Raw genomic sequence first — 25,828 nt, forward strand, 5'->3', positions numbered from 1 at the left:
TAAAATTAGGGCGAGCGTGAGGGCCGGCGGAGAAAATTAATTTCAACTAATTGTGCGGTCGACGCCTTGCGTTTGTGATTAGGACGCTAATTATCAGGCTCCTGATTTCACTGAAGATGCCATTGGTCATGCTGAAGAACGTGCCGCGCTACGAGTGCCTCTTGGAGGCAGCGAAGCAGTTTCCCGACTTGGAACCGTCGGCCTGCGAGGCGTTTTTGCATCTGGTGCGCGCGGGCGACGAGGCGCTTTCGGTGGCGGAAAAGCATCTGGCGCAGCATAGTGTGACGCAGGGGCGGTTTGGGGTGCTGATGATCTTACTGAACAGCCGCGACGACCAGTGCGTGCGCCGGCCGTTGAGTCCGGCGGAGTTGGCGGAACGCACGGGCGTGACGCGGGCGACGATCACCGGTTTGGTCGATACGTTGGAACGCGACGGCTTGGTGAAGCGGGATCCAGACGCGACCGATCGCCGCATGATGGCGGTGAGTCTGACGGCAAAAGGCGAAGAGGTGTTGCATCAGATCCTCCCGGGATATTTTCAGCAGATGTCGGCGCTGATGCAGCCCTTGACCGTGGCCGAACGGCGTCTGCTCGTGCAGTTGCTGACCCGGCTGGTGCGCCCGCTTCCTCCGGTGACGGAGGACGAATCGAGCGACGCGGAGCTGACTTCCGAAACCGCGCCGGGACATAATGTTTCGGCTCGCGCGTGATTGAAACGCGGCCTTTTTTTCTCCATTTCCCTCTACCTATATGGCTAAACGAATGATCTTAATGCTCGTCCTGACGCTCGCGGTTCTCGGCGGCGTTTTCGGATGGTGGATTTATAAAGGCATGAAGATGGGCAAGGCAATGGCCGCCCAGAAACCGGCCCCGACGGCAGTCTCCGCGGCCGTGGCAAAGGCAGATACGTGGGAGCCCACGTTGCACGCCGTCGGTTCGCTGGCGGCGGTGCAAGGCGTGACCCTGTCCGCGGAAGTCGCCGGCAAGGTCGTGCGCATCAACTTCGAGTCGGGCCAGAAGGTGAAGAAGGGCGATGCGTTGGTGGAGCTGAGCGTGTCGACTGAAAAGGCGCAACTTGCGGCCGCCGAAGCGGCGATGGCGCTGGCGGAGTCGAACTTCAAGCGGACCAACGGCCTGTTTGAAAAGAAGACGCTTTCACAGTCCGAACTCGATGCGGCCGACGCGCAGTTGAAGCAGGCGCAGGCGCAAGCCGCGGGGTTGAAGGCGATGATCGCGAAGAAGACCATTCGCGCGCCGTTCGACGGTGATCTCGGGATCCGGCTCATCAATCTGGGTGAAGTGCTCAAGGAAGGCCAGGCGGTGGTGGACCTCCAAGCGCTCGATCCGATCTACGTCAATTTCACGCTGCCGCAGCAGGACGTGAAGTCGATCAAGAGTCAGCAACCCATCAATCTCACCGTCGACGCTTATCCGGGCGAGACGTTCAAGGGTAAGGTCAACGCGCTGGATTCACGGCTCGATCCCACGACGCGCAGCTTGCAAGTGCAGGCGACGCTGGAGAACAAGGACGGTCGCCTGCGGCCCGGCATGTTCGGGAGCGTGGATGTGCTTTTGCCCGCCCAAAAACGCGATGTCGTCGTCGTGCCGCAGACCGCGATCATCTACAACCCCTATGGCAACGCCGTTTACATCATCGAGCCGGCCAAGGACAAAGAAGGGCACGAAGTGAAGGACGAGAAAGGCCAGCCGGCGTTGTCCGTGCGGCAGCAGTTCGTGAAGCTCGGCGATACCCGCGGAGACGTGGTGGCGATCGAAGACGGGGTGAAGCCCGGCGAGCGCGTGGTGACCGCCGGCCAGTTGAAGCTGCGCAACGGCGTTGAGGTGACCATTAATAATTCCATCGCGCCGGCCACCAATACTGCGCCGACCCCGCCGAACACCTGAGCCCGCGCCCATGAAGTTTACGGACTTATTCATCCGGCGACCTGTCCTCGCGACGGTCGTCAGCCTGCTCATTCTGCTGGTCGGCTTGCAGTCGATGTTGTCGCTCAACGTGCGGCAATACCCGGTGAGCAACAGCGCCGTCGTCACGGTGACGACGGTTTACACGGGCGCGAGCGCGGATCTGATCCGCGGCTTCATCACGACGCCGCTGGAGAAGGAAATCGCGAGCGCCGACGGCATCGACTACATGGAGTCGACCAGTTCGCCCAATGCCAGCACGATCACCGTGCACTTGCGGTTGAATTACGACCCCAACGCCGCACTCACCCAAATCACCTCCAAGGTGAACCGCGTGCGCAATCAACTGCCCGCCGGATCCGAAGATCCGACGATCGATGTGCAGGTGGGCGAGACGACGGCCTCGATGTATTTAAGCTTCTCGAGCGATACGCTCGAATCCAACCAGATCACGGATTACCTCACGCGCGTGGTGCAGCCGAAACTGGTGTCGGTGCCCGGCGTGCAGAGCGCGCAGGTGCTGGGTGGCCGCGTATTCGCGATGCGCATCTGGCTCAAGCCCGACCGCATGGCGGCCCTCGGCGTCAGCCCTTCGCAGGTTAACCAAGCGTTGCGCGCGAACAATGCGCTCGCCGCCGTCGGGGCCACAAAAGGCAGTGTGATCAGCGTGAACCTCAACGCCGCGACGAATCTCCATACCGCGGACGAGTTCAAGCAGCTCGTCGTCGGCGAGCACAACGGCACGATCATCCGCATCAGCGATGTGGCTGACGTGGTGCTCGGTGCGGAGAGTTACGAGAGCACGGTGAGTTTCAACGGCAAGACGGCGACGTTCATCGGCATCAATGTGCTGCCGACGGCCAACGCCCTCACCGTCATCAAGGATGTGCGGAAGGTGCTGCCCGAAATGCAGCAGGAACTGCCGACCGGCATGAGCCTGACGATTCCTTACGACGCGACCGCCTATATCAACGACTCGATCAACGAGGTCATCCATACGCTCGTCGAAGCCCTGGTGATCGTCGTGATTGTGATCTTCTTGTTTCTCGGCTCGGTGCGCTCCGTCGTGATTCCGATCGTGGCCATGCCGCTGTCGCTCGTCGGCGCTTTTTTCCTGATGCTGGTGCTCGGTTTCACGATCAACCTGCTGACGCTGCTGGCGATGGTGCTCGCGATCGGCCTGGTGGTCGACGACGCGATCGTGGTCGTGGAAAACATCCACCGGCACATCGAAGAAGGCCTGTCGCCTTTTGCGGCGGCGTTGAAGGGCGCGCAGGAGCTCGCGGGACCGGTCATCGCAATGACGATCACGCTCGCGGCGGTGTATGCTCCGATCGGCTTCATGGGCGGCCTGACGGGCAGCTTGTTCAAGGAGTTCGCGTTCACGCTCGCCGGCGCCGTCATCGTGTCCGGTGTCGTGGCGCTCACATTGACGCCGATGATGTGCTCGAAAATCCTGAAGCACGATCCGTCCAAACGCGGCTTCGCGCATTTCCTCGACACCACGTTCGACAAATTGCGGTTGCGCTACGAACGCATGCTCCATGGAGCGTTGGACTACCGTCCGGTGACGGTGGTTTTCGCGATCATCGTGCTGCTGGCGTGCATTCCATTCCTGAAGTTCTCGAAGAGCGAACTCGCGCCGGATGAGGACCAAGGGATCGTCATCGCAGTCAGCAACGCCGCGCCCAACGCGAACATCGACCAGACGACTGCTTACGCGCAGCAGATCATCGCGGACTACAAAACGATTCCGGAGAAGGACAACATCTTCCAGATCGTGGGACTCGGGTCCTCGAACAGCGCGCTGACGGGTCTCGTCTTGAAACCGTGGAGCGAGCGCAAACGCACCACGATGGATCTGCTGCCCGTGGTGACGAACAAGCTCAACAGCATCGCCGGTCTGCAGAGTTTCGCTTTCTTGCGGCCGCCGCTGCCGGGCGGCGGTTCCGGTGCGCCGGTGCAGTTTGTCATCAAGTCCACCGACGATCCGCAGAACGTCGCGGAAGTGGCGCGTAACCTCGTCGGCGAAGCGATGAAGAGCGGCATGTTTTATTATTCGGACTCGGATCTGAAATTCGATCAGCCGCAGATGAACCTCGAAATCGACCGCGACAAGGCGGCCGATCTCGGTGTGAACATGGCGCAACTCGCCGGCGACGTGGGCTCGATGCTCGGCGGCGGCTATGTCAACCGCTTCGACATTCAGGGCAACAGCTACCGCGTGATTCCGCAGGTGGAGCGCAGCCAGCGGCTGAATCCGGAGCAGATCCTCGACTATCAAGTCGGCACCGGCAGCGGTGCGCTGGTGCCGTTGCGGACGTTTGCCACCCTGCAATCGACGGTGCAGCCGCAGACCTTGAAGCGGTTCCAGCAGTTGAACTCGGCGACAATTTCCGCCGTGCCGCGCTTTGGCGTCTCACTCGGCCAGGCGCTCGATTGGTTCAAGGCGGAGGCGGGCAAGACGATGCCGGCCGGCTACCAGATCGACTACGCCGGTCAGTCGCGCCAATATATCCAGGAGGGAAGCGCGCTTCTCGTGACGTTTCTTTTTGCCGTGGTCATCATCTTTCTGGTGCTGGCGGCGCAATTTGAAAGCTTCCGGGATCCGTTTGTGATCATGCTCACCGTGCCGCTCGCAGTCAGCGGCGCACTGGTGTTCATCTTCCTCGGGTTCGCGTCGCTCAACATCTATACGGAGGTCGGTCTGATCACGCTGGTGGGTTTGATCACCAAGCACGGTATTTTGATCGTGCAGTTCGCCAACCAGCTGCAGGAGGAAGGCGTCGCCAAACGTGAGGCGATCGAGCGCGCCTGCGGCGTGCGTCTGCGCCCGATCTTGATGACCACTGCCGCGATGGTGCTCGGCGTATTGCCGCTGGTGCTGGCGTCCGGCGCCGGCGCGGCGAGCCGTTATAACATGGGCTTGGTCATCGCGACCGGGATGACGATCGGCACGCTGTTCACGCTCCTGGTTGTGCCGACGGCTTACCTGCTGATCGCGCCCAATCTGGCCCAAACCAAGCATGCGGCTCCGGTCGCGCCGCACGCATGATCCCTGTCACGTCTATGAAAACGTATCGTTTTTTCCTTCTCGCGGCGCTCGTGGGCGGCGTGTTGCAAGCGGCTCCGGCTCCGGCGACGGCACCGACGCCGACCCAGTTTGATTTGAACGGCGCGATTCGTTACGCGCTCGATCACAACTTCGACATCCGGCAGGCGCGTGAGCGCATCAAGCAGCAGGAAGGCGTCGTGCTTGAGGTGCGCTCGGCAGAAATCCCGAACGTCACCGCCTCCGGCAGTGTGCAGCTTAACGACCGCGACATTTCCACGACGGTCCCGCAAAGTGACAGCACGTGGGGCCTGACCATCCGCGCCACGCAGTTGATCGTCGGCGGCGGGGTGCGGCCGGCGGTGAGAAGTGCGGAGCTCGTGAAAGAAGCGGCGATCCTGGAGCTGCAGGCGCAGATCAACTTCTCGCTGTTCGACGTGCGCACGCGTTTCTACGACGTTTTGCTCAACCGCGAGAAGATCAAGGTGCAGGAGCAGAACATCGACCTGCTCAAACAACAGCTCCGCGAAACCACGGATCGGTTTAATGCCGGCACCGTGTCGGCGTTTGAAAAGCTCCGCTCCGAAGTCGCGCTCGCCAACGGCCAGGTGCCGCTCATCACGGCGCGCAACGATTACCGCATCGCGCTGGAGCAATTGCGCCAGGCGGTGGGTTTGGTGTCGACGCCCGGCGTCGAAGCGCCTCTCGACGTTGTCGGCACCCTCGAATTTTCGCCGACCGATTTCGATCTCGATGCGGCCTTGGGAGCGGCGCGCGCGCACCGCCCGGAACTGGCCCGACTCGAGCGGCTGGTGAAAGCGAACGAGGAAGCGGTGAGTTCGCACCGCGCCGGCTACTATCCCAACCTTTCGCTGTTCGGCGGGTATCAGTTGGGCAAAGGCGGGACCAATCGGTTTGAGGATTCGCGCAATGGTTTCCTCGTCGGTCTGCAATCGCAGTGGAACATCTTCGACGGTCGCGCCACCGCAGGTCGCGTGGCGCAGGCGGCGTCGTTGCTCGAGCAAAGCAAACTGGCGCTGGGTCAGCAGACACTCGCGATCGAGGTGCAGGTGCGGCAGGCCGTCTCGGGATTGCAGGAAGCGAATGAGCTTTCGCAGGCCACGCAGAAGACCGTCGCGCAAGCCGAGGAGAGTCTGCGGCTCGCCAACGCCCGTTACCAAGCCGGCTCGGCGACGCAGCTCGATGTTTTGACCGCGCAGGTCGATTTGACGCAGGCCCGCACGAATTTGCTGCAGGCCTATTACAACTATAACACCGCGTTCGCCAATTTCCGCACGGCCACCGGCCAGGCGGATCCCGTGATCGCGGCGCCCTGAAGCGGCATCAGCCAGCCGCGGGCCAGGCGCGGCAGGTGATCCATTGTCCGCAACTCCTTTCGGGTAACTGTGTCTTCCTCCCGCTCATGAAAATAGTCCGCGTAGTCCTGATCGTAGTTGGGGCCGTCGTGGTGCTGTTGGCTGGCGCGGTCGCGATCGCCTTCACGTCCGGCTTCCAAACCTGGGCCGCCCGGAAGGCGCTGGCGGGACAAAGCGGCGTGGTGACGTCGCTCGATCGCGTCGACGCAGGCTGGCAGAAGACCGTGGTCAGCGGCATCACGGTGCGCACCGCCGGGGCGATGGTAACCGTGCCGCGCGTAGAACTGGACGTGCCATTGCTGCCGGCCGCGAGCCGGCGCGTGGAAATCAAGAAACTCGTCGCGCAGGGCTGGACAGTCGACCTCACGCCCGGCGGCACCGCCGTGGATGCCACGACCGCGGCGCAAGCGACCTCGGCGCAGGCGGCGGCGGTGTTTCGGGGCGTGTTGAGCGAACTGCAACTGCCGGTCGCCTTGACCATCGGCACAGTGGACTTGGAAGGCGTCGTGGTGTTGCCGGCGGCGGCCGGGCAAGCGCCTTTGCGGATGCAGGTGAAATTGACGGGCGGCGATCTCGGTCCGGGGCGGCCGGGCACGTTTACGCTCGATGCGGCGGCGACGCTCGCCGCCGATGCGCCGGTGCACAGTCTCAAGGCGCACAGCGTCATCACCGCGGCGATGGACACCGCGAGCACGTTTTCGCATCTGGCGGTGACAACCGAGCTCGATGCCAACGGCCCGCAGCTCGCCGCGCCGGCGCATTTGGTTGTGCTGACCACGGCGGATCGCGATGGCGGCGGAGAGACCTACGCGACGAATATCGCCAGTGGCGGCCGGACGTTGTTGAAGGTGCACGCTGATTTTCCGGCGCAGGCGACCAAGCTGACCGGGACGTGGGAAATCGCGATGGGCGACGCCGACGTCGCGCCTTACACCTTGGGGCTGCCGTTGCCGCAGTTTCGCGTGGAAGGAGGGGGAGAATTTTCCACCGAGGCGTCGTTCGCCACAGTGGCGGCGAGTGGCAAACTGGATGTGGCGACCGACAAACTCGCGAACGTGCGGCCGGACCTCGGGGTGCTGGGCGCGTTGAAGATCACGGCGGATTTCGACGTGAGGCACGAGGGCGGGGCGACCGTGCGCGTCAACCGCCTGACGGCGGCCGTGGCGGGTGCGAAGCCGGTGCTGCACGTGCAGGCACTGCAGCCATTCGCCTTCAATCCGCAGACGGCGGAGCTCAAGATCGCCGATCCGGCAAAAGAGTTGTTGGAGCTGACGATCGATGGCGTGCCGCTCGCGTGGGCGCGGCCGTTTCTGTCGGAGATGAACATCAGCGGGAGCGATGTGCAGGGGCAGTTTTTTCTATCGCCGCGCACCGGAGGATTGTCGCTGCGGGCGCGGACGCCGCTCGCGGTGAAAGGCGTCACGGTGGCGGTGGCGGGGCAGGCGTTGGTGCGCGATCTCGATGTCGCGTTGTCCCCGAGTTTCGATTTCACGGCGCAGGGCTGGCAGGCGGGATCGGGCGATCTCAGCGTGCGCAGCGGCGGTGCGTTACTTTTTGCACTCAATGCCCGCGCCGGTCGGCTCGCGGGCGGACACGATCCGTTGAAGGCGACGGGGGAGTGGTCGGCTAGTCTGCCCGCGTTACTCACGCAGCCGCTCTTCGCGGGCAAACTGGCTTTGAAGCAAGGTGAAGCGACGGGGAATTTTGCCGCCTCGGTTGATGGCCGGCAGGAGGTGCAGGCCAAGATCGCGCTCACGAAACTGGCGGCGGATCCGGCGCCGTCGGCGCCGCCGTTACCGAATGTCACGCTGGAACTGCGCGCGAGCGTCGACCCCGATCACACCGTGACATTCACCGTGCCGATCGCGGTCGAGCGCCAAGGACGCAAGTCGGATTTGAATCTCGCGGGGACATTGAGCCACTCCGCGCACCAGCCGGTGATCGATGCCCGGGTGACCAGCGATTATGTGTGGTTGGATGATTTGCAGCCTCTCGCGGCACCGCTCGCATCGGGCGGTGATAGAGCGCCCGGCGAACCGGCGGGACGCGACGCTTCGCCGATTTGGGCGGGCGTGAGCGGGAAGATTTCGCTGGCGTTGAAGAAGGTCGTTTACGGGACGGACTACGAGCTGACCAATATCACGGGCACCGTCACCCTCGACGCGGGGGCGGCGAAACTCGATGCATTCCAAGCCCGTCTCGGCGCCGACAGCGACGTGCGCGCCAACGGAGCGGTGACGTTCGACACGCAGGCGGCGCGGCCCTACGCGCTCAAGGCGGATGTGCAGGTGGCAAATTTCGATCCAGGGCCATTGTTCAAGGCGCTCAAGCCCGGACAGCCTGCGACCGTGGAAGGGATATTTAACGCGACCAGCACGCTCCGGGCGGACGGTGAGAATATCGGTAACTTGATCAATCGCGCCCGCGGTGATGTGACGTTGACCAGCAAGGGCGGGAAATTCCGGGCGTTGTCGGCGGACTTGTCGGATAAAATTCAAAAATCGTCGTCCACCGTCGCGGCGATCGGCGGTTTGATCGGTGCGGTGACGGGAAAATCGCAACCGGCGGAATATGCGAACAAGAGCCAGGTCGCGGCGGATATTGCGAAGGCGCTTTCCGATATCGCCTACGATCAGATGACCGTCGATCTCACGCGCGATGACGCGCTGAATTTCAAGGTGAAGGACTTTTCACTGATCTCACCCGAGGTGCGATTGACCGGCACGGGGGAAATTCGGCACGCGGAGAACGTGCCGATCTTGAAGAGTGCCATGGCGCTCTCGTTTCAGCTCGGGGCGCGCGGGAAGCTGGGCGAGAAGATGAAACACGTGAGCCTGCTCGCGGCGACCACCGACGCGCTTGGCTACACGACGTGCAATATTCCGCTGAAGATCGGCGGCACGCTCGAAAACCCGGACGCGAGCAGCTGGCAGAACGCGTTGCTCAAGGCGGCCCTCGAAAAATCCGGCTTGTTCAACGAACTCCTGGGCAAGTAACGCTCGGCGCGGGCGCGAACGTCCGCTGCGGTCACGTCAGATGGAAGCCGAGCGCATCAAGCTCGGAGAGGTGAAAGGGCGCGCTGGCGATCACGTCCTGCAAGAGAGTCCACGCATCCGCGAGTCGCTCGGTCTGGGCAATCGCGAGTCCGTCGTCGCTGTCGTGGAGGTGCAGTTCCCAGGCCGCCGCTGCGTCGGCGGAGAGCTGGAGCAGAGTGCCGTGAAGATAATTGCCCGGAATGCCGGGGTGCGGCCCGCCGCCCGGGACGAGAAACAAGCTGCGCACGGCGTCGTGGGCGATGATGCCGGCGTGCTTGCGATGTTGCACCGTCCGCCCCGCGACCGCGAGACGCAGCGCCTCGGCTTTCGGGCGGGACGCCGCAGGGAGTGATTGCACGTAGCGTGTGAAGATCGCGTCGTTGGGTTCCAGCGCGTCGGCTGAAATCTCGCCGGCGGCGAGCGCCGCGAGGTTGGCCGCATGGAAGGAGGGTTTGGCCGCGAGGGAGCGCGCGGTGACGTAGGCATCCTTATGCTCCGCGTGAGCGAAGACTTGATGCGAGGAACGCAGGCGCACGAGTGCGTCCTGGTAGGCGGGAGTGTGCGGCACGGCGCCGGTGGGACTGTGGTCGATAAAGTCGAGGACAGTTTGATCGTATGCGTCGTGGGGGCCGTGACTCATGTGGGCCGAGCGTGGCAGCAACCGGCGTCGTTGACGAGGGCCATCTCAGGGCGGTGCGTTACGAGTGGGGCGGAGAGGCGTGGAGAATCGATAACCTGCGGGCACGAGGGTGGGGTGCAGGAGGAAATAGCGATGCGTCGTGAGGGAAGTTCGCGGGGTTGCGGCTTGTGGCGGCGAGAGAGCCGCACCAGCGTGAGCCGGTGATCGCGTCGGTCCATTTTCAACGATTCAAGGCGCTCCGGGATACGCGTCTGAACTTGCTGCCGTTTAACCTCGTGATTGGCCCCAACGGCAGCGGCAAGACGAGTTTGTTGCAGGCGATCGAGCGTTTGTGCGCTCTTGCGAAGCTTCCGCTGGCCACGGAGGAAGTGGCGGGGCGCACCGATGCGGCGGAAGTGAGTTTCACGTTCACGGCACCTCACGCGCACGTGGAAGCGCGGCTGGGGTGCGTCGACGATCTGCGCTGCGATTTGCTGCGGACCTCGGCGGCGGGCCCGGAATGGGAGGCGTTGCGGGAAAAATTGCGGCGCGGGCGGAATTACGCGTTCGACCCGGCGACACTGGCTTTGCCGGCGAGGCGGGCAGAAGGAGGGGAACTGGCGGGCGACGGCAGAAACCTGGCGGCGGTGCTGGCGATGCGCCAGGAACGCCATCCGGGATGGTTTGCGCGAATGGAACAGGAATTTCTGCGCGTGATGCCGGAATTTTCTGCGCTCTCTTTCAGCACGCCCGCGGCGGAGCAGGTGGCGTTGGAAATGGTGCTCGCGGGGAGCGAGCGTGGCGCGCGCGTGGCCGCCGACGATGTTTCCCAAGGCACGTTGGTGTTGCTGGCGTTGCTGGCCCTCGCGTTCGATCCGGCGCCACCGCCGATCATGTGTTTCGACGAAGTGGAGCGGGGCCTCCATCCGCGACTGCTGCGCGAAGTGCGGGATACCCTCTATCGCCTGAGTTATCCACTGACGGTGAACGAGACGCGGGAGCCCGTGCAGATTGTGGCGACAACGCATTCGCCGTATTTGGTGGATCTCTTTCGCGAGCATCCGGAGGAGATCGTGATTTCGCACAAGATCGGCACGCGGGCGCATTTCGAGCGGTTGTCGGAGCGGAAGGATTTGCCGGGGTTGTTGGGCGAAGGTTCGCTGGGCGACATCTGGTTCAGCGGGATTCTGGGCGGGGTGCCCGAGGAGCGATGAGGCTGGCGATTTTGAGCGAATCGCCGGCGGACGAAGCGGCGTTGGAGGTGTGGATTGCGGGGCTGCTGCGGGCTCCGATCGAGCGGGTGCAGGCGAATCTGCGGGCGCGCGGCTGGCCGTCGGTCGTCCAGATTTTGCCCGCGGTCATCCGGCATTTGCATTTCAACACGCCCGCGCAGGCATTGGTCGTCGTGGTCGATGCGGATGACTCCGTCGTGCACACCGAAGAGCATGATCGCCCGGGATATTTTCATCCGCACTGCCGCATGTGTCGCGTGCGGGCGGTGTTTCGGCAGACGACGAAAAATCTGCCGCCCGCGCACGGACGCTCGGGCGTGCTGCGGGGCGTCGGCATCGCGGTGCCCGCGATCGAAGCATGGTATCTTTGTGGACGCGATCCAACGGTCACGGAGCTGGCGTGGCGCGACGGGCAGGCGACGGACCGGCAACCGTATTCGCGGGCGGAGTTGAAGTGGCGGGTTTACGGAACGGACCGGCCTTCGCTGCCGCTCGAAACGAGTCGGGCCGTCGAGGAGGCCAAGCGGCAGCAAAGCGATACGCGCCGGCTGGAGAGCGATTTTCCGGGTTTCGCGGCGCTGGCGCGCGATGTGCGAAGTTGGGTGAAAAGTGCGCGGTAGTGAAAGGGGTGCAGAGGAAGGGCACGAGACCGCGACGAGTGGAGGACGAGGCGGATGGAACCGGGATGCTTGGGGAAATAAGCTTTCCAAACGCGAGCGGGTGAGTCGCCATACGGCGTTGCGATCATCGTGCTAAAACGACGCTCTTACCTGCCCCGACCGCTGGAGTGGATCGCGTGCGGCCTCGCGCGGTTGCTCTACCGCGTTCGCACGCGGGGCGGAGAGCACATCCCGGTGACAGGCGGCGCCGTGCTGATCGCGAATCACCTGTCGTATGTTGACGTGGTGGTGCTGCAACTGGCGTGTCCGCGGCCGGTGCGCTTCGTCGGGTTTCAGGGCCTCGGCGAGCACGCTTTTTTCGCGTGGGTGTTTCGGATGTCGGGCACGATTCCTTTGCAGGTGGAAAATCCGGCGGCGGGGATCCGCGCGGCGGTGCAGGCGGCGCGGGCCGGCGAGGTGGTCGCGATTTTTCCGGAGGGAAATATTTCGCGCACGGGACAGTTGATGGCGTTGAAGCGGGGCTTTGAGGTGGTGGCGCGGCAGGCGCACGTGCCGGTGATTCCGGCGGCCATCGATGGCGTGTGGGGCTCCGTTTTTTCCTTCGCCGGGAATCGTTACCTGTGGAAGTCGCCGCGCTTGATGCGCACGCCGGTGTTCGTGCAGTTCGGTCCGGCGTTGGCGCCAGAGCAGGCCGATCTGGCGCGGGCGCGGCAGGCGTTGCTGGATGCGGGGGCGGAGGCGTTTCAGGAGCGGCCGGCGTTGCAGCGGCATCTGGGGCGGGAGTGCGTGCGGGCGCTCGCGCGGCAACCCGGGCGCGTGCGCGTGATCGATCGCACGGTGCAGCGGCGCGAAGTGAAAGCGGGGCAACTCCTCGCGGCGGCGGCGGCGTTTTCGCGGCGTGTGCGCCGCACCATCCCGGAGCAGCGCGTGGGGATCGTGCTGCCGCCGGGCGCGGGCGCGTTTATCGCGAACCTCGGCGTCTTGTGCGCGGGAAAAGTGCCGGTGAATCTCAACTTCACCGCGGGGCGGGCGGCGTTGGAAGCGAGCCTGCGGTTGGGCGAGATCAAGACCGTGATTTCGGCGGAGGCGATGCGCGGCAAAGTGCCGGACTTTCCCTGGCCGGAGCGGACGCTGGATTTGCGGCGCGAGCTGGAGGCGATGGGAGGGAAGCGCGCGATTTTGCCGTGGTTACTGGCCGCGTGGTTGCTGCCGAATCAGTGGGTGGCGGACTTGCTGGGTCTGCCGCGCGTGGGCGATCGCGCGGAGGCCGGTTTGTTGTTTACCAGCGGCAGCTCGGGCGAACCGAAGGGCGTGGCGTTGTCGCATCGCAACATCCTCGCCAACGCGGCGCAGGTGTCGTCGCTCTCGATCCTTCCGCCCAACGCGAGCCTCATCGGCTGCCTGCCGTTGTTCCACAGTTTCGGATTCACCGTCACCTTGTGGTATCCGCTGCTGCGCGGATGCCAGGTCGTCACGGTGCCGAGTCCGCTCGACACCCGCAAAATCATCGACGCGATCAGCGAAGAAGGTGCGACCGTGTTGGTGGGGGCGCCGACGTTTATCCGACCGATTTTGCGCAAGGCGAAGCCGGAGGAGTTGCGTTCGCTGGACTTGGTCGTGACGGGTGCGGAAAAGCTGCCGCAGGATCTTTACGACAAGTTTCTCGAACAATTTCACATCGAGATTTTGCAGGGCTACGGGCTCACGGAAACGACGCCCGTGAGCAACGTGAACCAACCGCATCCGCCGGTGACGAGCGCGACCGCCCAGCCGCAAGTGGGAAAGCGGCCGGGCTCGACGGGGCGTTTGCTGCCGGGCATGACGGTGCGTATCGTGGATCCGGAGACGGCAGAGGAAATGCCGGCGGGCGAGCCGGGCATCGTGTGGTTTCGCGGAGCGAACGTGTTCAGCGGTTATTTGGGCGATGAAGCGAAAACAAAGGCGGCGTTTCGCGATGGCTGGTTCGTCACCGGCGATTTGGGGCGAATCGACGAAGAAGGGTTTTTGTTCATCGAGGGGCGGTTGTCGCGGTTCTCGAAAATCGGCGGCGAGATGGTGCCGCACGGGACGGTGGAGCAGAAAATCGAACAGGCGTTCGGCTGGGAACAGCAGGACGGCTACACGATTGCGGTGATGGGTGTGCCCGATGCGGCGAAAGGCGAGGCGTTGGTTTTGCTGACGACGGTGGAGATCAATGCGGACGAACTTCGCACGCGGTTGCTCGCCGCCGGCCTGCCGGCGCTCTGGGTGCCGAAGATCATCCGGCGCGTGGAAAAAATCCCTGTGCTGGGCACGGGCAAGCTGGACCTCAAACGTTGCCGCGATCTCGCGATCGAACTGGCGGGCTGAGCGGGCGGCGCGCGACGGGGCACTCACGGGCGGTCGCGTGAGGGTCGCGAATCGTGGAATATTCCGTGGGAGCAGATGACCGCGTTTTACCGGATTTTAGCGTCCACGAAGCTTGCGGGTCGTCACGGGAAACCAATGCTCCGCCGCTAAACATGACGGCAAGAAGGATTTTGGTAGTCGATGACGAACCGGAGGTTCGGGAGATTGTCTCCACGATCCTGCGGCTGGCCGGCTATCAGATCGGCGGAGCCGAAGAGGGGGAAGAGGCGTTGCGCCACCTCGCGGCGCAGCCGTTTGACATGATGATTACGGATTTGCTGATGCCGGATAAAGACGGCGTGGAAACGATTCGCGATGTGCGCAAGCGTTACCCGGGCATCAAGATCGTGGCCATGTCAGGCGGCGGGCACGTGGCGAAGGAGAGTTATCTCAAAATGGCGCAGTTGTTCGGAGCGGATGCCGTGCTGGCGAAGCCGTTCACGCGCGAGGAATTGCTCCGCACGGTGGCGGCAGTGCTGGACGCGGATTCCTCGCGCGGAGCCTCGGCGGCGACGCCCGCGTCGCCTCAGTTATAGAACTGCACGCACACGGGGAGCGGCACGGTGATGCGGTGGTCGGTCAGGTGCAGACGACCGGTGTCGGCGTCGACCGACAAAACGGTGAGCGAATTCGTGCCTTGGTTGGCGCAGACGAGCCAGCGGCCGTCGGGCGAGAGGGTGAAGTTGCGCGGATTCTTGCCGCCGCAGGGCACGATCTCGACCAGCGTGAGGCGGCCGTCTTCGGGCGAGATCGCAAAGACGGCGATACTGTCGTGTCCGCGATTGGAACCGTAGAGGAAGCGGCCGTTGGGATGCACCCGGATTTCTGCGCCACTGGAGGAACCGGAAAAATCCGCGGGCAACGAGGAAAGCTGCTGGCGAGGGGTGAGTTCACCGTGTTCCGGCGAATAGTCGTAGGTGAGGATCAAGCTGCCCATCTCGCAGATGGCATACGCATGGCGGCCATCCCGGCCGAAGGCGAAGTGCCTCGGTCCGCTCCCGGCTGGTGTGACCACGAAGGCGGGCCGCTCGGGCGCGATACTGGCATTATCGAGGTCGAGCAGGTAAGTGAAGATGCGATCGAGGCCGAGGTCGCACACGATGACATGGCGGTTGTCGGGCGAAAGGGTGACCGAATGGGTGTGCGGAGAGGACTGGCGCTCGGGGTTCACGCTGTGGCCGTAGTGCTGCACAATCGTGGGCGTGCCGAGCTGGCCGTCGGAACGGATCGGCAGGACGCCGATAATTCCCTTGTGGTAATTAGCGGTGAGGAGGACGCGGCCTGTTCGGTCCACGACGAGGTGGCAGGGCGCGGGGCCACCCGAGGGTTGCGGCGGCTGGAGTTTTTTGAGCAGGCCCGCGGCGGGATTGACGGCAAACGGCACGGCCATCGCGTCGGATTCGCTGACGGCGTAGAGAAAATGGCGGTCAGGTGAGAGGGTGACGAAAGAAGGGTTCGTCGTGGCGGCGGCGAGTTTCGGCACGGAAAACGCGCCGGTCGTGGCGTCGAGCCGGGTGGAATAGATCCCAAGCCCGTCGGTACGGGTGTAGGTGCCGATGAAAATCAGGTGGTCAGCAGCGGAGGCGGAGAGCGTCATGAGAAAACAAACGAGAAGGATGCGGCCCATCGTGGAACGATTGAATGCTATGCCGACGACCGCGACCGGAGCCAAGTGTTTCCGGGGCGTCGCAAACGGGCGGGAAACAAATTTGCCGGCGGAGAAGAGAGAAGGCGCGGCGGGCGGGCGGGCCATGATGGCAGTCAGACGGTGGCCGACGACGAGCCGGGCGCGGAAGGCATCGGGAAGTGGCGCAAAGCGCAAAGGTCGCGCTGCAGTTCGGCGCGGAAGTCGGGGTGGGCGATCGAGATCAACGCCTCTCCGCGTTCGCGGAGCGTTTTGCCGTGCAGGTTGACGGCGCCAAACTCAGTCACGATCCAATGCACATGGCCACGCGTGGTCACCACACCGGCCCCGGCGGCGAGTTGAGTGACGATGCGGGAAATGGTTCCATTCTTGGCGGTGGAGGGAAGGGCGATGATGGGTTTGCCGCCGGGCGAAAGCGCCGCGCCGCGGATGAAATCCATCTGGCCGCCGATGCCGGAGTAGATGCGATGGCCGATGGAATCGGCGCAGACCTGGCCGGTGAGATCGATTTGCAGGGCGGAGTTGATGGCCACCACGCGCGGGTTCTGGCGGATGATCGAAGTATCGTTCGTCCAATCGCAGGGGTAAAAGGCGACGTGGGGATTATCGTCGATGAAGTCGAACAGGCGCTGGGTGCCGTTGACGAAACTCGTGATGATGCGCCCGAGGCCGACGACTTTGTAGCGGTTGGTGATCGCGCCGGCTTCGAAAAGATCGACGACGCGGTCGGAAAACATCTCGGAGTGAATGCCGAGGTCGCGCTTGTGGTGCATGCGGGCAAGGGCGGCGTCGGGAATCCCGCCGATGCCCATTTGCAACGTGGAACCATCGTCGACGAGGCCGGCGATCAATTCGCCGATGCGCGCATCGATCGGCGTCTCCGGTTCCGGCGCATGCGTGTGAAGCGGGCGATCAGTCGCGATGAAAGCATGCACCCGGCTGAGCGGCACGATGTTGTTGCCGTGCGTGCGGGGCATGCGCTCGTTGATCTCTGCGATGACGTAACGCGCGGATTCGACAGCGGCTTTGGCGGCATCGCAGGAGGTGCCCAGGGAGCAGAGCCCGTGGGCATCGGGCGCGGAAAGCTGCACGATCGCCACATCGAGCGGAACGGTGCGGGAGGTGAAGAGGCCAGGAATATCCGACAGGAAAATCGGCACGAAATCCGCCCGGCCTTCCGCAATCGCGGCGCGGACCGGACCGCCGGAAAAGACCGAGACAGAGCGAAACTCGTTTTCCCGGCCGGGCGCCGCGAAGGGTGCCGGGCCGGCGGTGTGCAAATGGTAAAGGCGGACGTTTTCGAGGTCGCGCCGGGCGGACAGCGCTTCGACGAGGGGCGTCGGCGTGGCGCAGGCTCCATGCAGGAAGACGCGGTGAGCGCTTTGCACGACGGCGACGGCATCAGCGGCGGGGACCGCGCGGAGCTTCCAATCAGGAGCGAACGTTTTCATGGGGAAAGGGCGGAGCAGCTCCGCGCCCGGCGAGGACGAGGCGCGGCTGGCGCAAGGGTGGCGATGGTGAGAGCGAACGCAACGCGCCGCATCAGGGCGGGGCGCGAGAAGAACGGCGGTCGCGTTGGCCCCGCGGGCACGCACTCGCGCGCAGCTCGTGCCGTCACGCGTGCGACGGGGCGACGGCCTGCAAGGCTTCCTTGAAGTGGCGGCGGCACATCGGCACGTAGCGTTCGTTGCCGCCGATTTCCACTTGAGCGCCCTCCCGCATGGCAGCGCCGTCGGCACCCACGCGGAGATTCATGGTCGCCTTGCGGCCGCAGTGGCAGATCGTCTTCAGCTCGATGAGGTCGTCGGCGAGCGCGAGGAGCGCGGCGCTTCCGGGAAAGAGGTGGCCTTGAAAATCGGTGCGCAAGCCGTAGCAGAGCACCGGCACGCGCAGCTCGTCGGCGACATCCGTCAACTGGGCGACTTGGGCGGGCGTGAGAAATTGCGCTTCATCGACCAGCACGCAGGCAACGGCTGCGGAGGCGTGTTCACGACGCGTCCACGCGAAAAGGTCTTCGGTCGTGGAGATCGCGGTGGCGTCGGCTTCGAGGCCGATGCGGGATTTGATGCGGCCGACCCCGGCGCGGGTGTCGAGCGCGGGCGTAAAGAGGAGGGTGCGCATGCCGCGTTCATGGTAGTTGTAGCTCGACTGCAGCAGGACGGTGCTTTTGCCGGCGTTCATCGCGGAATAGTAAAAATAGAGCTTCGCCATTGCGGTGCGACGGTGGTGCGGCCGAAGAGTCGCGACAACGGATTTTTCGCGCGTTAGGCCAAGGTTGATGGGAGGTGAAAGGGGAGCGCGGGCGCTCGGTGGATCGCGGCGGAAAAGGCTTCCTGTAACCGCCAGGGCCGCCAATCTGCGCGGCGGCATGAACGCCTGGGCCCCGTTGCTGCGCCAGTTTGCTTTCTTGGTTTGCGCGGCCGCAGTGGTTCGCGCGCTGCCGATCTCCACGATGAATCTGAAACTGATTGCGCCGATCACAACATGGGATGAGGCCGTGCCGCTCGGCAACGGTTTGCTCGGTGGCTTGCTCTGGGGTGAAGGTGGGACGCTGCGCCTCTCCCTCGATCGCGGCGATTTGTGGGATGAACGCCCGGCGCCGGGCAACGCATTGAGCAAGTTCACTTACGCGCAGATGGCGGCATGGGCGCGGGCCGGTAAAAATGCCGAGATCAGCGCGGTCGTCGACGAGCAAGCCTACAACATTTTGCACCCGACCAAAATTCCGGCGGGTCGCCTGGAACTCGATCTCGCGCCGGGACAGACGGTGCGGGAATTCGAATTGGATCTCGCGAGCGCGACGGGACGCGTGCGGCTCGCGGGGAAGGAGGGCGGCACGATCGAAGTGTTTTTCAATGCGCATGAACCGGTCGCGTTGATGCGCATTCCGGGCGCGGCGCCCCGCGTGATGCGGTTGCTCGCACCGGAATCAGTCAAGCAACTCGGTTATCCGGCAGCGGTCTCGAGTGAGGCAGACGAGGCGAAGTGGTTCACGCAAGGGACGGCGGAAGGTAACACCTCGTGTGTTTACGCGGCTCTGCGGCGCGTGGGCGACGCCACGTTGCTGGCAACGACCGTGGCTTTTTCGCCGGCCGACGGCGCCGATGTCGTGGCCGCGGCGAAGGCGCGCGTGGACGCCGCGCTGGCGGCGGGCTACGCGGCGGAGCATGCGCGTCACGCGCAGTGGTGGGGGAAATTTTGGTCGGCGTCGGCCGTCAATCTGCCGGACGAGGAGGTGATGCGGCATTACTATTTGGTGGAGTATTTTTATGGTGCGGCATCGCGCGATCACGCGCCGCCGATGCCGTTGCAAGGGGTGTGGACGGCGGACGCCGGCGAGTTGCCGCCGTGGAAAGGCGATTACCATCACGATCTCAACACCGAGATGACCTACATGGGTTATCAGGCGGCGGGGCATTTCGAGGAAGGGCGCGCGTTTCTCGACTGGATGCACGGTTTGCTGCCGGCCTTGCGCCGTTTCGCGCACGATTTCTACGGGCAAAAGGGGGCGGCGGTGCCAGCGGTCATGTCGTTGGCCGGCGCGCCGCTCGGTGGGTGGGCGCAATATAGTTTGTCGCCGGTGCATGGGGCCTGGGCCGGGCATTTGTTCTACCTGCACTGGCGCTACACGGGCGACGAAGCGTATCTGCGTGAAGTGGCGTATCCGTGGTGCCGCGAAGTGGGAGAGTGCCTGCGCGGCCTGTTGCACGAAAATGCGGAGGGCGTCCTCGTGCTGCCGGTATCGGCTTCGCCAGAAGCGTTCAACAACAGCCAGCGCGCCTGGCTGACACCGAATTCCAATTACGACATCATGTGCTTGCGCATGCTCTTTCTGGGGAACGCGGAGATGGCCGCGGAACTGGGGGATGCGGTGGCGGCGCAGGAGTGGCGCACCGCGAGCGCGAAGCTCGGGCCGTATCACGTCACGAAGGAGAACGTCCTGATGTTGTCGGCCGACGAGGAGCTGGTCTTCAGTCACCGTCATTTCGCGACGCTGATGGGGATTTATCCGTTCAATCTGATGAACGTGGAGGGCAGTGGTACCGAGCGGGCGGCGATCGCGGCGACGATTCCAGACATCGATCGGCTCGGAGTCGTGGAATGGTGCGGCTATAGCTACACGTGGATGGCGGCGTTGCGGGCGCGCATCGGGGAGCCTGAGGCGGCGCTGTGGCACTTGAAGGCCTACCTGCGGGCGTTCATCCTGCGGAATGGATTTCACGCGAACGGCGACCAGACCAAATCCGGGTTTTCGTCGTTCGATTATCGGCCGTTTACTTTGGAGGGAAACTTCCTCGCGTGCGCGACGGTGCACGAGATGTTGCTGCAAAGTTGGAACGCGACTCCGGGCACGGGCGCGTGGGGGCCGCTGCGGATCTTCCCCGCGATGCCGTGGCGCTGGCACGAAGCGAGTTTCACGGACCTCGTCGCGGAAGGCGGTCACCGCGTTTCCGCCCGGCGGGAGAACAATGCCACGACGTGGTTGCGCATTGTGACCGGTCGCACGGGCGAGCTGACGGTGCGGGATAATTTTGCGGGCCGCATCCCGACGTGGACGAAGATCGAACCGGAGCGAAAAGACGGCGCCGATTTCGTGTTCGCCGTGAAGGCAGGCGACGTAATCGAGGCCATACTGTCAAAGCCGGCTGCCATACCCGCCGCGCCCGTTGACGCGTTTCTCGACGGCGTGGCGCAACCGCCGAAGCACTTTGGTGTGAAGATGGTTTATTGACGCGGGTGGGGAAATCGCGGCGACGCCCGATGCGGGCGCGGCGTCTGGCGCACCGAAAACAAGAAACGCTATCCGTTTGTGGATAGCGTTTTGCGCGGATGGTGGACCCTACTGGACTCGAACCAGCGACCTTTTCCATGTCAAGGAAACGCTCTAACCAACTGAGCTAAGGGTCCAAAAAATCGAGTCGTGAACTAAGCACGACGCGCGGCGGGCTGCGCAAGGAAAATGTTCGGCGGCCGACGCTGCACAATCGGCTTTGACGCCAGCGCCGCGCCGCCTCTTCTAGGCGCATCGCCCATGTTGCAGTCGCTCCGCATCCGTAATCTCGCCCTGTTGGAAGAAGTCGCGCTCGAATTCGAGGCGGGGTTCACGGCCGTGACCGGCGAGACCGGCGCGGGCAAAAGCATCCTCCTCGGGGCGATGAGCCTGCTCGCCGGAGAACGTGCGGACAAGACGATCATCCGCCAGGGCGCCGCGGCGTGCGAGGTGGAGGCAGCGTTGTTTTTCGAGGATGCGCGCGCGATCAACGCGGTGCTGGCGGAACTCGAATTGCCGGCCGCGGAAGACGGCGTGGTGATTTTGAAACGCAGCGTGCCGCGCGAGAAGGCGCCGCGGCTGAGCGTCAATGGGAGCCTCGCCACGCTCGCGGCATTGCAACGGCTGGGCGAGCACTGGATCGATTTTCATGGGCCGAGTGAGCCGCGTCGGCTGCTGAAGGAAAGCTGCCAGCTCGAGCTGCTGGATCTTTTCGGGCGCACCGGCGACGCACTCGCGAGCTATCGCACGCGTTACGAGGCGTGGCGCGCGCTCGTCGCGGATCGGGCGCGACTCGCGAACGAGACGAAACTCTCCGACGACCAGATCGATTTTCTCCAACGGCAGTTGGCGAAGATCGATGAGCTCGAATTGACGGACGAAGCGATCGAGGCGCTCGAACGCGATTTTCACCGACTGAGCCGGGCGCAGGAAATCACGACGTTGGCGGAGGGGTTGTCCGCCGGACTCACCGGCGACGACGGCGTGCAATTGCGGGTGGGGCAATTGTTGCGCGAGGCGCGGCAGTTGGAAAATCTCGACCCGGCGAGCCGCGCGCTGGCGGAGCGTCTGTCCGCTGCGGCGGTGGAGTTGAACGATCTCGGCGCCGAGTTCGCCGGGCTGACGGAGCAGTTGCAGTTCGATGCGGAGCAGGCGGAGCAGTTGCAGTCGCGAATGAACACGTGGCTCGAATTGAAGCGCAAACACGGTGGCGACGTGAGCGCCGTGAGCGCGGCGCGCGATGACATGCGGCGGCGGCTGGAATCGCAGGGGGATCTGGAGGGCACGCTGGCGCGGCTCGAAAAGCAGATGGTCGACGCGGAGCGGGCGGCGCGGAAAGAAGCGTCGGCGTTGCGGGCGATGCGCGAGAAGGCGGCGCGCGAGCTGGCGAAGCTCGCCGGCAGGAGCATCGCGCAACTTGGCTTTAAGAAGGCGGACTTCCTCGTGAAGATCGGGGCGCAAGGGGAGCTCGGGCCGGCGGGCGACAGCACGGTGGAGTTTCTCTTTTCGCCGAACGTCGGCGAGGCGCCGCTGCCCTTGAGCCGCATCGCATCGAGTGGCGAGCTCGCGCGGGTGATGCTGGCGTTGAAGACGGTGCTGGCGGATCTGGATGGCGTGCCGGTGCTGGTGTTCGACGAAGTCGATGCCAACGTGGGCGGCGAGATTGGACGCGTGGTGGGCGAGCAGATGGCAGGCATCGCGCGTCATCACCAGGTGTTTTGCGTGACGCATCTGCCGCAAGTCGCGGCGCAGGCGACGAGTCATCTGGTGGTGACGAAGGACCAGTCGAAGGAGCGGGCGGTGGTGGAGATTGCGCCGATCCAGCAAAGTCGGAAGGCGCGAGTGAGCGAACTCGCGCGGATGCTCGGCGACCGCAATGCGAAGAGCGCGCTCGCGCACGCGGAGGAGTTGCTCGCCTGAGGCGCGGACGCTCCGCCCGCCGGCCGCGAGGCGGAGGAGCGCGTTTCGTCGCGACGGATCTCAGGCGCGGCGGCGGCGGCGCCAAAACGTAGCGCCGAGCACAGCCGCACCAGCGAGCATGGCTGTGGTGGCCGGCTCGGGGATAGCGGTCGTGCGGAGCTGGTAGGCGTTAATCATCGTGGCGTTGGAACCGGATCCGGTGCCCGTGGCGAAGATATCCTGCGTCGTGCCATCGGCGGTGAACGTGCCCGTGACCCACTGACCCAAGCCACCATACCCCGAGCCGGTGTTTTGTTCGAGCGTCGTGCCGTTGGCTGCGCTGAACGTCGTGTCGCGGTTCACGCCATAGCTACGCGGGTCGTTGCTCCAGAATTGCACGTAATAAGTCTGGCCAGGCGTGAGGCCGCCGATGGTGACGGCGACCTGTGTGCCACTAAAACTGTCGTTCCACAGCGCGCTGCCGAGGAGCGTTTGATATTCCGCACTCAACAACGAATAAGGCGAGGAGCCGACGCCGAACGGATCGCCGCTGTAGAGCGTGGCGCCCGAAAACGTGAGGCTGCCTGCACCCGTGCCGACGGCCCACGTCGTGCTGCCGTAGTTGGGGTTCAGCGCGTTTTCAAATGTGACTCCATTGACGGTGGTGGTGCCGCCATCGACGCCGAGGTTGAACGCTGCCACGAGACTACCGGTCGTGAGCACATCGGTGTCACCGGCGAGCGTCGTGGGCGTGTCCCAGATTACCGCGGCGGCGGAGGCTAGGGGCGTCAGCGGACCGAAGGCGACCAGCGCCGCGAGAACAAGAGACGAGGGAAGGGGAAGGAAGCGGGAACAGTTCGACATAAGAGGGTGGCAGGAACGGGGCTTCGCGGGACGCGGGCCGGGGAACAGTCGCGAAGAAATTAATGCCCGCCGTGGAATCAAGTTGAAGGAGCTAGTGAGTGCTAGTGGGAAATTTTTAGCACAAAATTGACAGCTTTCCGGCAAGAGCACCTGGCTTGGCCGCGGCGGACGGAGTCGATGCGGATTTGCTCTGTCGGCCTCCGCATGTTTCACGGCGCGGCCGGCGTTGGCCCGGTTTTGAAGGATGAAAGCGTTACCCGGTTTGCGAGGCATCGAGGAGCGGCGGGTTTACTCCCAGCCGATCTGGCGGCCTTTGTTTTGCTCCTGGAGCCACTTCATCAAGGGAGCGTAGTAATCCAGCATCGCGCGGGTGGAGAATTTTTCGCCGGTCGCTTCTTCGAGGACCTGCCGCCAGTCTTCGGTCGCGCCTTTTTCCATGATGGATTTCATGAAGTCGCCGACCGCTTTGTTATTGGCGTAATTGCACGACTGCGGCGGCTGGTGGAGAATCTTGCGCGCGATATAGTCGTGGAGCTGGTATTTGAAGACCTGCGCGAAGGCGTAGTTGTGGTAGTAGGCGGGCGTGTCGTCGATGTGGGTTTTGGTCGCGGCATCGCAGTATTCCTCGCCACGCGGGGCGGGCGGCTCGATGCCTTGAAAGTCGCGCACGTATTGCCACCAGCGTTTGTTCCACTCGGAGGCGGGAAGATGATGCGCGTAGATGTCGGCCTCCCAATGCGTCATCACGCCGGACGACCAGTAGATGAAGACGACGCCGGGCGAGAGCGCGTCGTTGAGGAGGAAGGCGGTTTGATCAACGTGGTAGTCGGCGGGCAGGAGGCCTATGGATTTGAGGTAGGGCGCCTGATTCGAGGCGAGGGCGCCGAGTTCGCCGAAGCCTTCGTGGAAACCGGGATTGGCGCCGTCGCGCAGCAGCATCGGGACCTCGGGCCGTGTGTAACTCATGAAGTAGAAGGCGTGGCCAAGTTCGTGGTGCGCGGTGGAGAACCAATAGGGATTGGCCTCGATCGACTGGAGGGAGCGGATGTCGTGGGCGAGGTCGATGTGCCAGCAGGAGGCGTGGGTGTTTTTCTTGCGCGGATCGCCCGCGGGCACGGGGTAGAGATCGGACTTCGTCCAGAACGAGGCGGGCAAAGGGGCGAAACCCATGCCGGTGTAAAATTGTTCGGCGGACTTGATGACGAACTCGGGTGTGCGGCCGTCGAAAAATTTCGTGAGATCGGCGCCTTCGGACAGGCCGTCCCACTCCTGTGACCAGCGGTTGTTGATCCAGTGCGCGGGAATGAGCTTGGGCACGGGCTGGTGGTATTTTTCGGCGAGCTTGTATTTCACCCACGTGTGGAGCTGCAGGTAGAGCGGCCGGAGGACGCGCATGAACTCGTCGTTAAGCTGCAGCATCTGGTCGGCGGTCATGCCATATTTCGCGACCTGGAGAGAAAAGTAATCCGGGTAACCCATCTCCTCGGCGACGCCGTTGCGCAGGTCGCGAAGCTTGATGAGGCCGGCCTTGAGCGCGACGCCGGACTCCTTGGAGGCCTCCCAAACGGCTTGGCGTTCGGCGAGGTCGGTGGAGGATTCCAGGAGATTGTCGATGTCGTTTGCGGTGACGACCTTCCCGTGGAGTTTGAATTCGAAACTGTTGAGGATGGAGGCCTGCTTCGTTTCGGCGGCGATGCGCGCATCGACGAGAGCGGGATTGGTCATCGGGCCTTCGGCGGCGTTGAGGAGGACGCGCTGGAGTTCGCGGACGGTGAGGTCGTTGAGCTCGGCGCGATGGGCGAGGAGGTCTTTCGCCTCACGGATGAGGGCGGGGTTGCCGTTGAAGGCGGCGAAGGCTTTGCCGGCGGTCTCGGAGGCGGCGTCGTGGGCGGGCGTGACGTCGGTCGCAGCAGCCCATTGGGCTTCGCTGGTGACGGTGACGAGCGCCTGGTAGGAGGCGTTGACGAGCGCGAGGAAGTGGTCGGCGCGCGCTTGCGTGGGGTTGACAACGGCGGCGGCGGAGGCCCCGCGACTGGCGGCGCTGAGAGCGGCGAGAGCCAGCGCGCAGCGGACGATGAGGTTTCGCATGACGCGCGAGGCTGGCAAATGCAGGCGAGGCGACAATCGCAAAGCGGGTTGGGGATGGCAGGCGTTGACCGCGGCGGGCGAGTTGGAGGAGTCGGAAGCGATGACGCCGGATGAGATGTCGCGGCGGGCGAGGCGAGCGATGCGGAAGGCGTGCGCGGTGGAGGTGCCGACGGAGCAGCTCGAACGCTGGGCGCGACGAATTCTGGAGGTCAACGGCGAGCTGCTGCCGCGCGGCGGAGCGCGCGGCCCACCTCGGGGCCGCATTGGTTTACGATTCGAGCGGCCGACGAAGCGCCCCGGTAGGCAACAAGCGGGG

Annotated in this window: 17 protein-coding genes and 1 tRNA gene; 11 read left to right on the forward strand and 7 right to left on the reverse strand. The window is 64.1% G+C overall.

From position 1 onward, the window contains the following. The first annotated feature begins 116 nt into the window (after positions 1-116). From K0B96_RS06275 to K0B96_RS06295, 5 genes are all read left to right on the forward strand, one after another. Complete coding sequence (locus K0B96_RS06275) at positions 117-710, forward strand: MarR family winged helix-turn-helix transcriptional regulator (protein WP_220165082.1); 594 nt, start codon at positions 117-119, stop codon at positions 708-710. A gap of 40 nt (positions 711-750) precedes the next feature. Next, positions 751-1,905, forward strand: a complete 1,155-nt coding sequence (locus K0B96_RS06280; RefSeq protein ID WP_220165084.1) for an efflux RND transporter periplasmic adaptor subunit — start codon at positions 751-753, stop codon at positions 1,903-1,905. A gap of 10 nt (positions 1,906-1,915) precedes the next feature. Beyond that, positions 1,916-4,978, forward strand: coding sequence for an efflux RND transporter permease subunit (locus tag K0B96_RS06285; protein WP_220165086.1), 3,063 nt, complete (start codon positions 1,916-1,918; stop codon positions 4,976-4,978). Between the two features lie 14 nt (positions 4,979-4,992). Next, positions 4,993-6,312, forward strand: coding sequence for a TolC family protein (locus tag K0B96_RS06290; protein ID WP_220165088.1), 1,320 nt, complete (start codon positions 4,993-4,995; stop codon positions 6,310-6,312). 86 nt (positions 6,313-6,398) lie between these two features. After that, the gene (locus K0B96_RS06295; RefSeq protein WP_220165089.1) at positions 6,399-9,347 is read left to right on the forward strand and encodes an AsmA family protein; all 2,949 of its coding nucleotides are present in this window, start codon (positions 6,399-6,401) and stop codon (positions 9,345-9,347) included. A 31-nt stretch (positions 9,348-9,378) separates the two neighbouring features. On the opposite strand, the gene K0B96_RS06300 is transcribed toward K0B96_RS06295, so the two are convergent. Next, positions 9,379-10,026, reverse strand: coding sequence for a hypothetical protein (locus K0B96_RS06300; protein ID WP_220165091.1), 648 nt, complete (start codon positions 10,024-10,026; stop codon positions 9,379-9,381). 200 nt (positions 10,027-10,226) lie between these two features. On the opposite strand from K0B96_RS06300, the gene K0B96_RS06305 reads away from it, so the two are divergent. From K0B96_RS06305 to K0B96_RS06320, 4 genes are all read left to right on the forward strand, one after another. Beyond that, positions 10,227-11,219, forward strand: coding sequence for an AAA family ATPase (locus K0B96_RS06305; protein WP_220165093.1), 993 nt, complete (start codon positions 10,227-10,229; stop codon positions 11,217-11,219). Next, on the forward strand, positions 11,216-11,857 hold the full coding sequence (locus K0B96_RS06310; RefSeq protein WP_220165095.1) for a hypothetical protein: 642 nt from the start codon (positions 11,216-11,218) through the stop codon (positions 11,855-11,857). The genes K0B96_RS06305 and K0B96_RS06310 overlap by 4 nt, the downstream gene beginning before the upstream one ends. 129 nt (positions 11,858-11,986) lie before the next feature. Beyond that, entirely contained in the window at positions 11,987-14,206 is a 2,220-nt protein-coding gene (locus K0B96_RS06315) for an AMP-binding protein (protein WP_255558869.1), read from the forward strand. A 152-nt stretch (positions 14,207-14,358) separates the two neighbouring features. Further along, positions 14,359-14,781: a response regulator gene (locus tag K0B96_RS06320; RefSeq protein ID WP_220165104.1), complete on the forward strand. Its 423-nt coding sequence runs from the start codon at positions 14,359-14,361 to the stop codon at positions 14,779-14,781. Here the strand turns inward: K0B96_RS06320 and K0B96_RS06325 are convergent. The 3 genes from K0B96_RS06325 to K0B96_RS06335 all read right to left on the reverse strand — a co-directional run bounded on the left by K0B96_RS06325 (position 14,772) and on the right by K0B96_RS06335 (position 18,101). Further along, positions 14,772-15,842 carry a lactonase family protein gene (locus tag K0B96_RS06325; protein WP_220165106.1) on the reverse strand — a complete coding sequence of 357 codons (1,071 nt, stop codon included), beginning with the start codon at positions 15,840-15,842 and terminating at the stop codon, positions 14,772-14,774. The two genes, K0B96_RS06320 and K0B96_RS06325, sit on opposite strands and share 10 nt — an antisense overlap. 164 nt (positions 15,843-16,006) lie before the next feature. Then, positions 16,007-17,341 (reverse strand): acetyl-CoA hydrolase/transferase family protein, encoded by a 1,335-nt coding sequence (locus K0B96_RS06330; RefSeq protein ID WP_220165114.1) that lies wholly within the window; start codon positions 17,339-17,341, stop codon positions 16,007-16,009. A gap of 163 nt (positions 17,342-17,504) precedes the next feature. Next, on the reverse strand, positions 17,505-18,101 hold the full coding sequence (locus K0B96_RS06335) for a thymidine kinase (RefSeq protein WP_220165116.1): 597 nt from the start codon (positions 18,099-18,101) through the stop codon (positions 17,505-17,507). Positions 18,102-18,258: 157 nt separating this feature from the next. On the opposite strand from K0B96_RS06335, the gene K0B96_RS06340 reads away from it, so the two are divergent. Continuing rightward, the gene (locus K0B96_RS06340) at positions 18,259-20,622 is read left to right on the forward strand and encodes a glycosyl hydrolase family 95 catalytic domain-containing protein (RefSeq protein ID WP_220165118.1); all 2,364 of its coding nucleotides are present in this window, start codon (positions 18,259-18,261) and stop codon (positions 20,620-20,622) included. A 99-nt stretch (positions 20,623-20,721) separates the two neighbouring features. Here the strand turns inward: K0B96_RS06340 and K0B96_RS06345 are convergent. Beyond that, positions 20,722-20,798: transfer RNA gene (locus tag K0B96_RS06345), tRNA-Val, on the reverse strand. A gap of 124 nt (positions 20,799-20,922) precedes the next feature. On the opposite strand from K0B96_RS06345, the gene recN reads away from it, so the two are divergent. Further along, positions 20,923-22,581, forward strand: a complete 1,659-nt coding sequence (gene recN, locus K0B96_RS06350; protein ID WP_220165120.1) for a DNA repair protein RecN — start codon at positions 20,923-20,925, stop codon at positions 22,579-22,581. A gap of 60 nt (positions 22,582-22,641) precedes the next feature. On the opposite strand, the gene K0B96_RS06355 is transcribed toward recN, so the two are convergent. Continuing rightward, the gene (locus K0B96_RS06355) at positions 22,642-23,424 is read right to left on the reverse strand and encodes a PEP-CTERM sorting domain-containing protein (RefSeq protein ID WP_220165122.1); all 783 of its coding nucleotides are present in this window, start codon (positions 23,422-23,424) and stop codon (positions 22,642-22,644) included. Between the two features lie 288 nt (positions 23,425-23,712). Next, the gene (locus tag K0B96_RS06360) at positions 23,713-25,725 is read right to left on the reverse strand and encodes a M2 family metallopeptidase (RefSeq protein ID WP_220165124.1); all 2,013 of its coding nucleotides are present in this window, start codon (positions 25,723-25,725) and stop codon (positions 23,713-23,715) included. Between the last annotated feature and the right edge of the window lie 103 nt (positions 25,726-25,828).

It is taken from the genome of Horticoccus luteus (assembly GCF_019464535.1).
GTDB classification, from domain to species: Bacteria; Verrucomicrobiota; Verrucomicrobiia; order Opitutales; family Opitutaceae; genus Horticoccus; species Horticoccus luteus.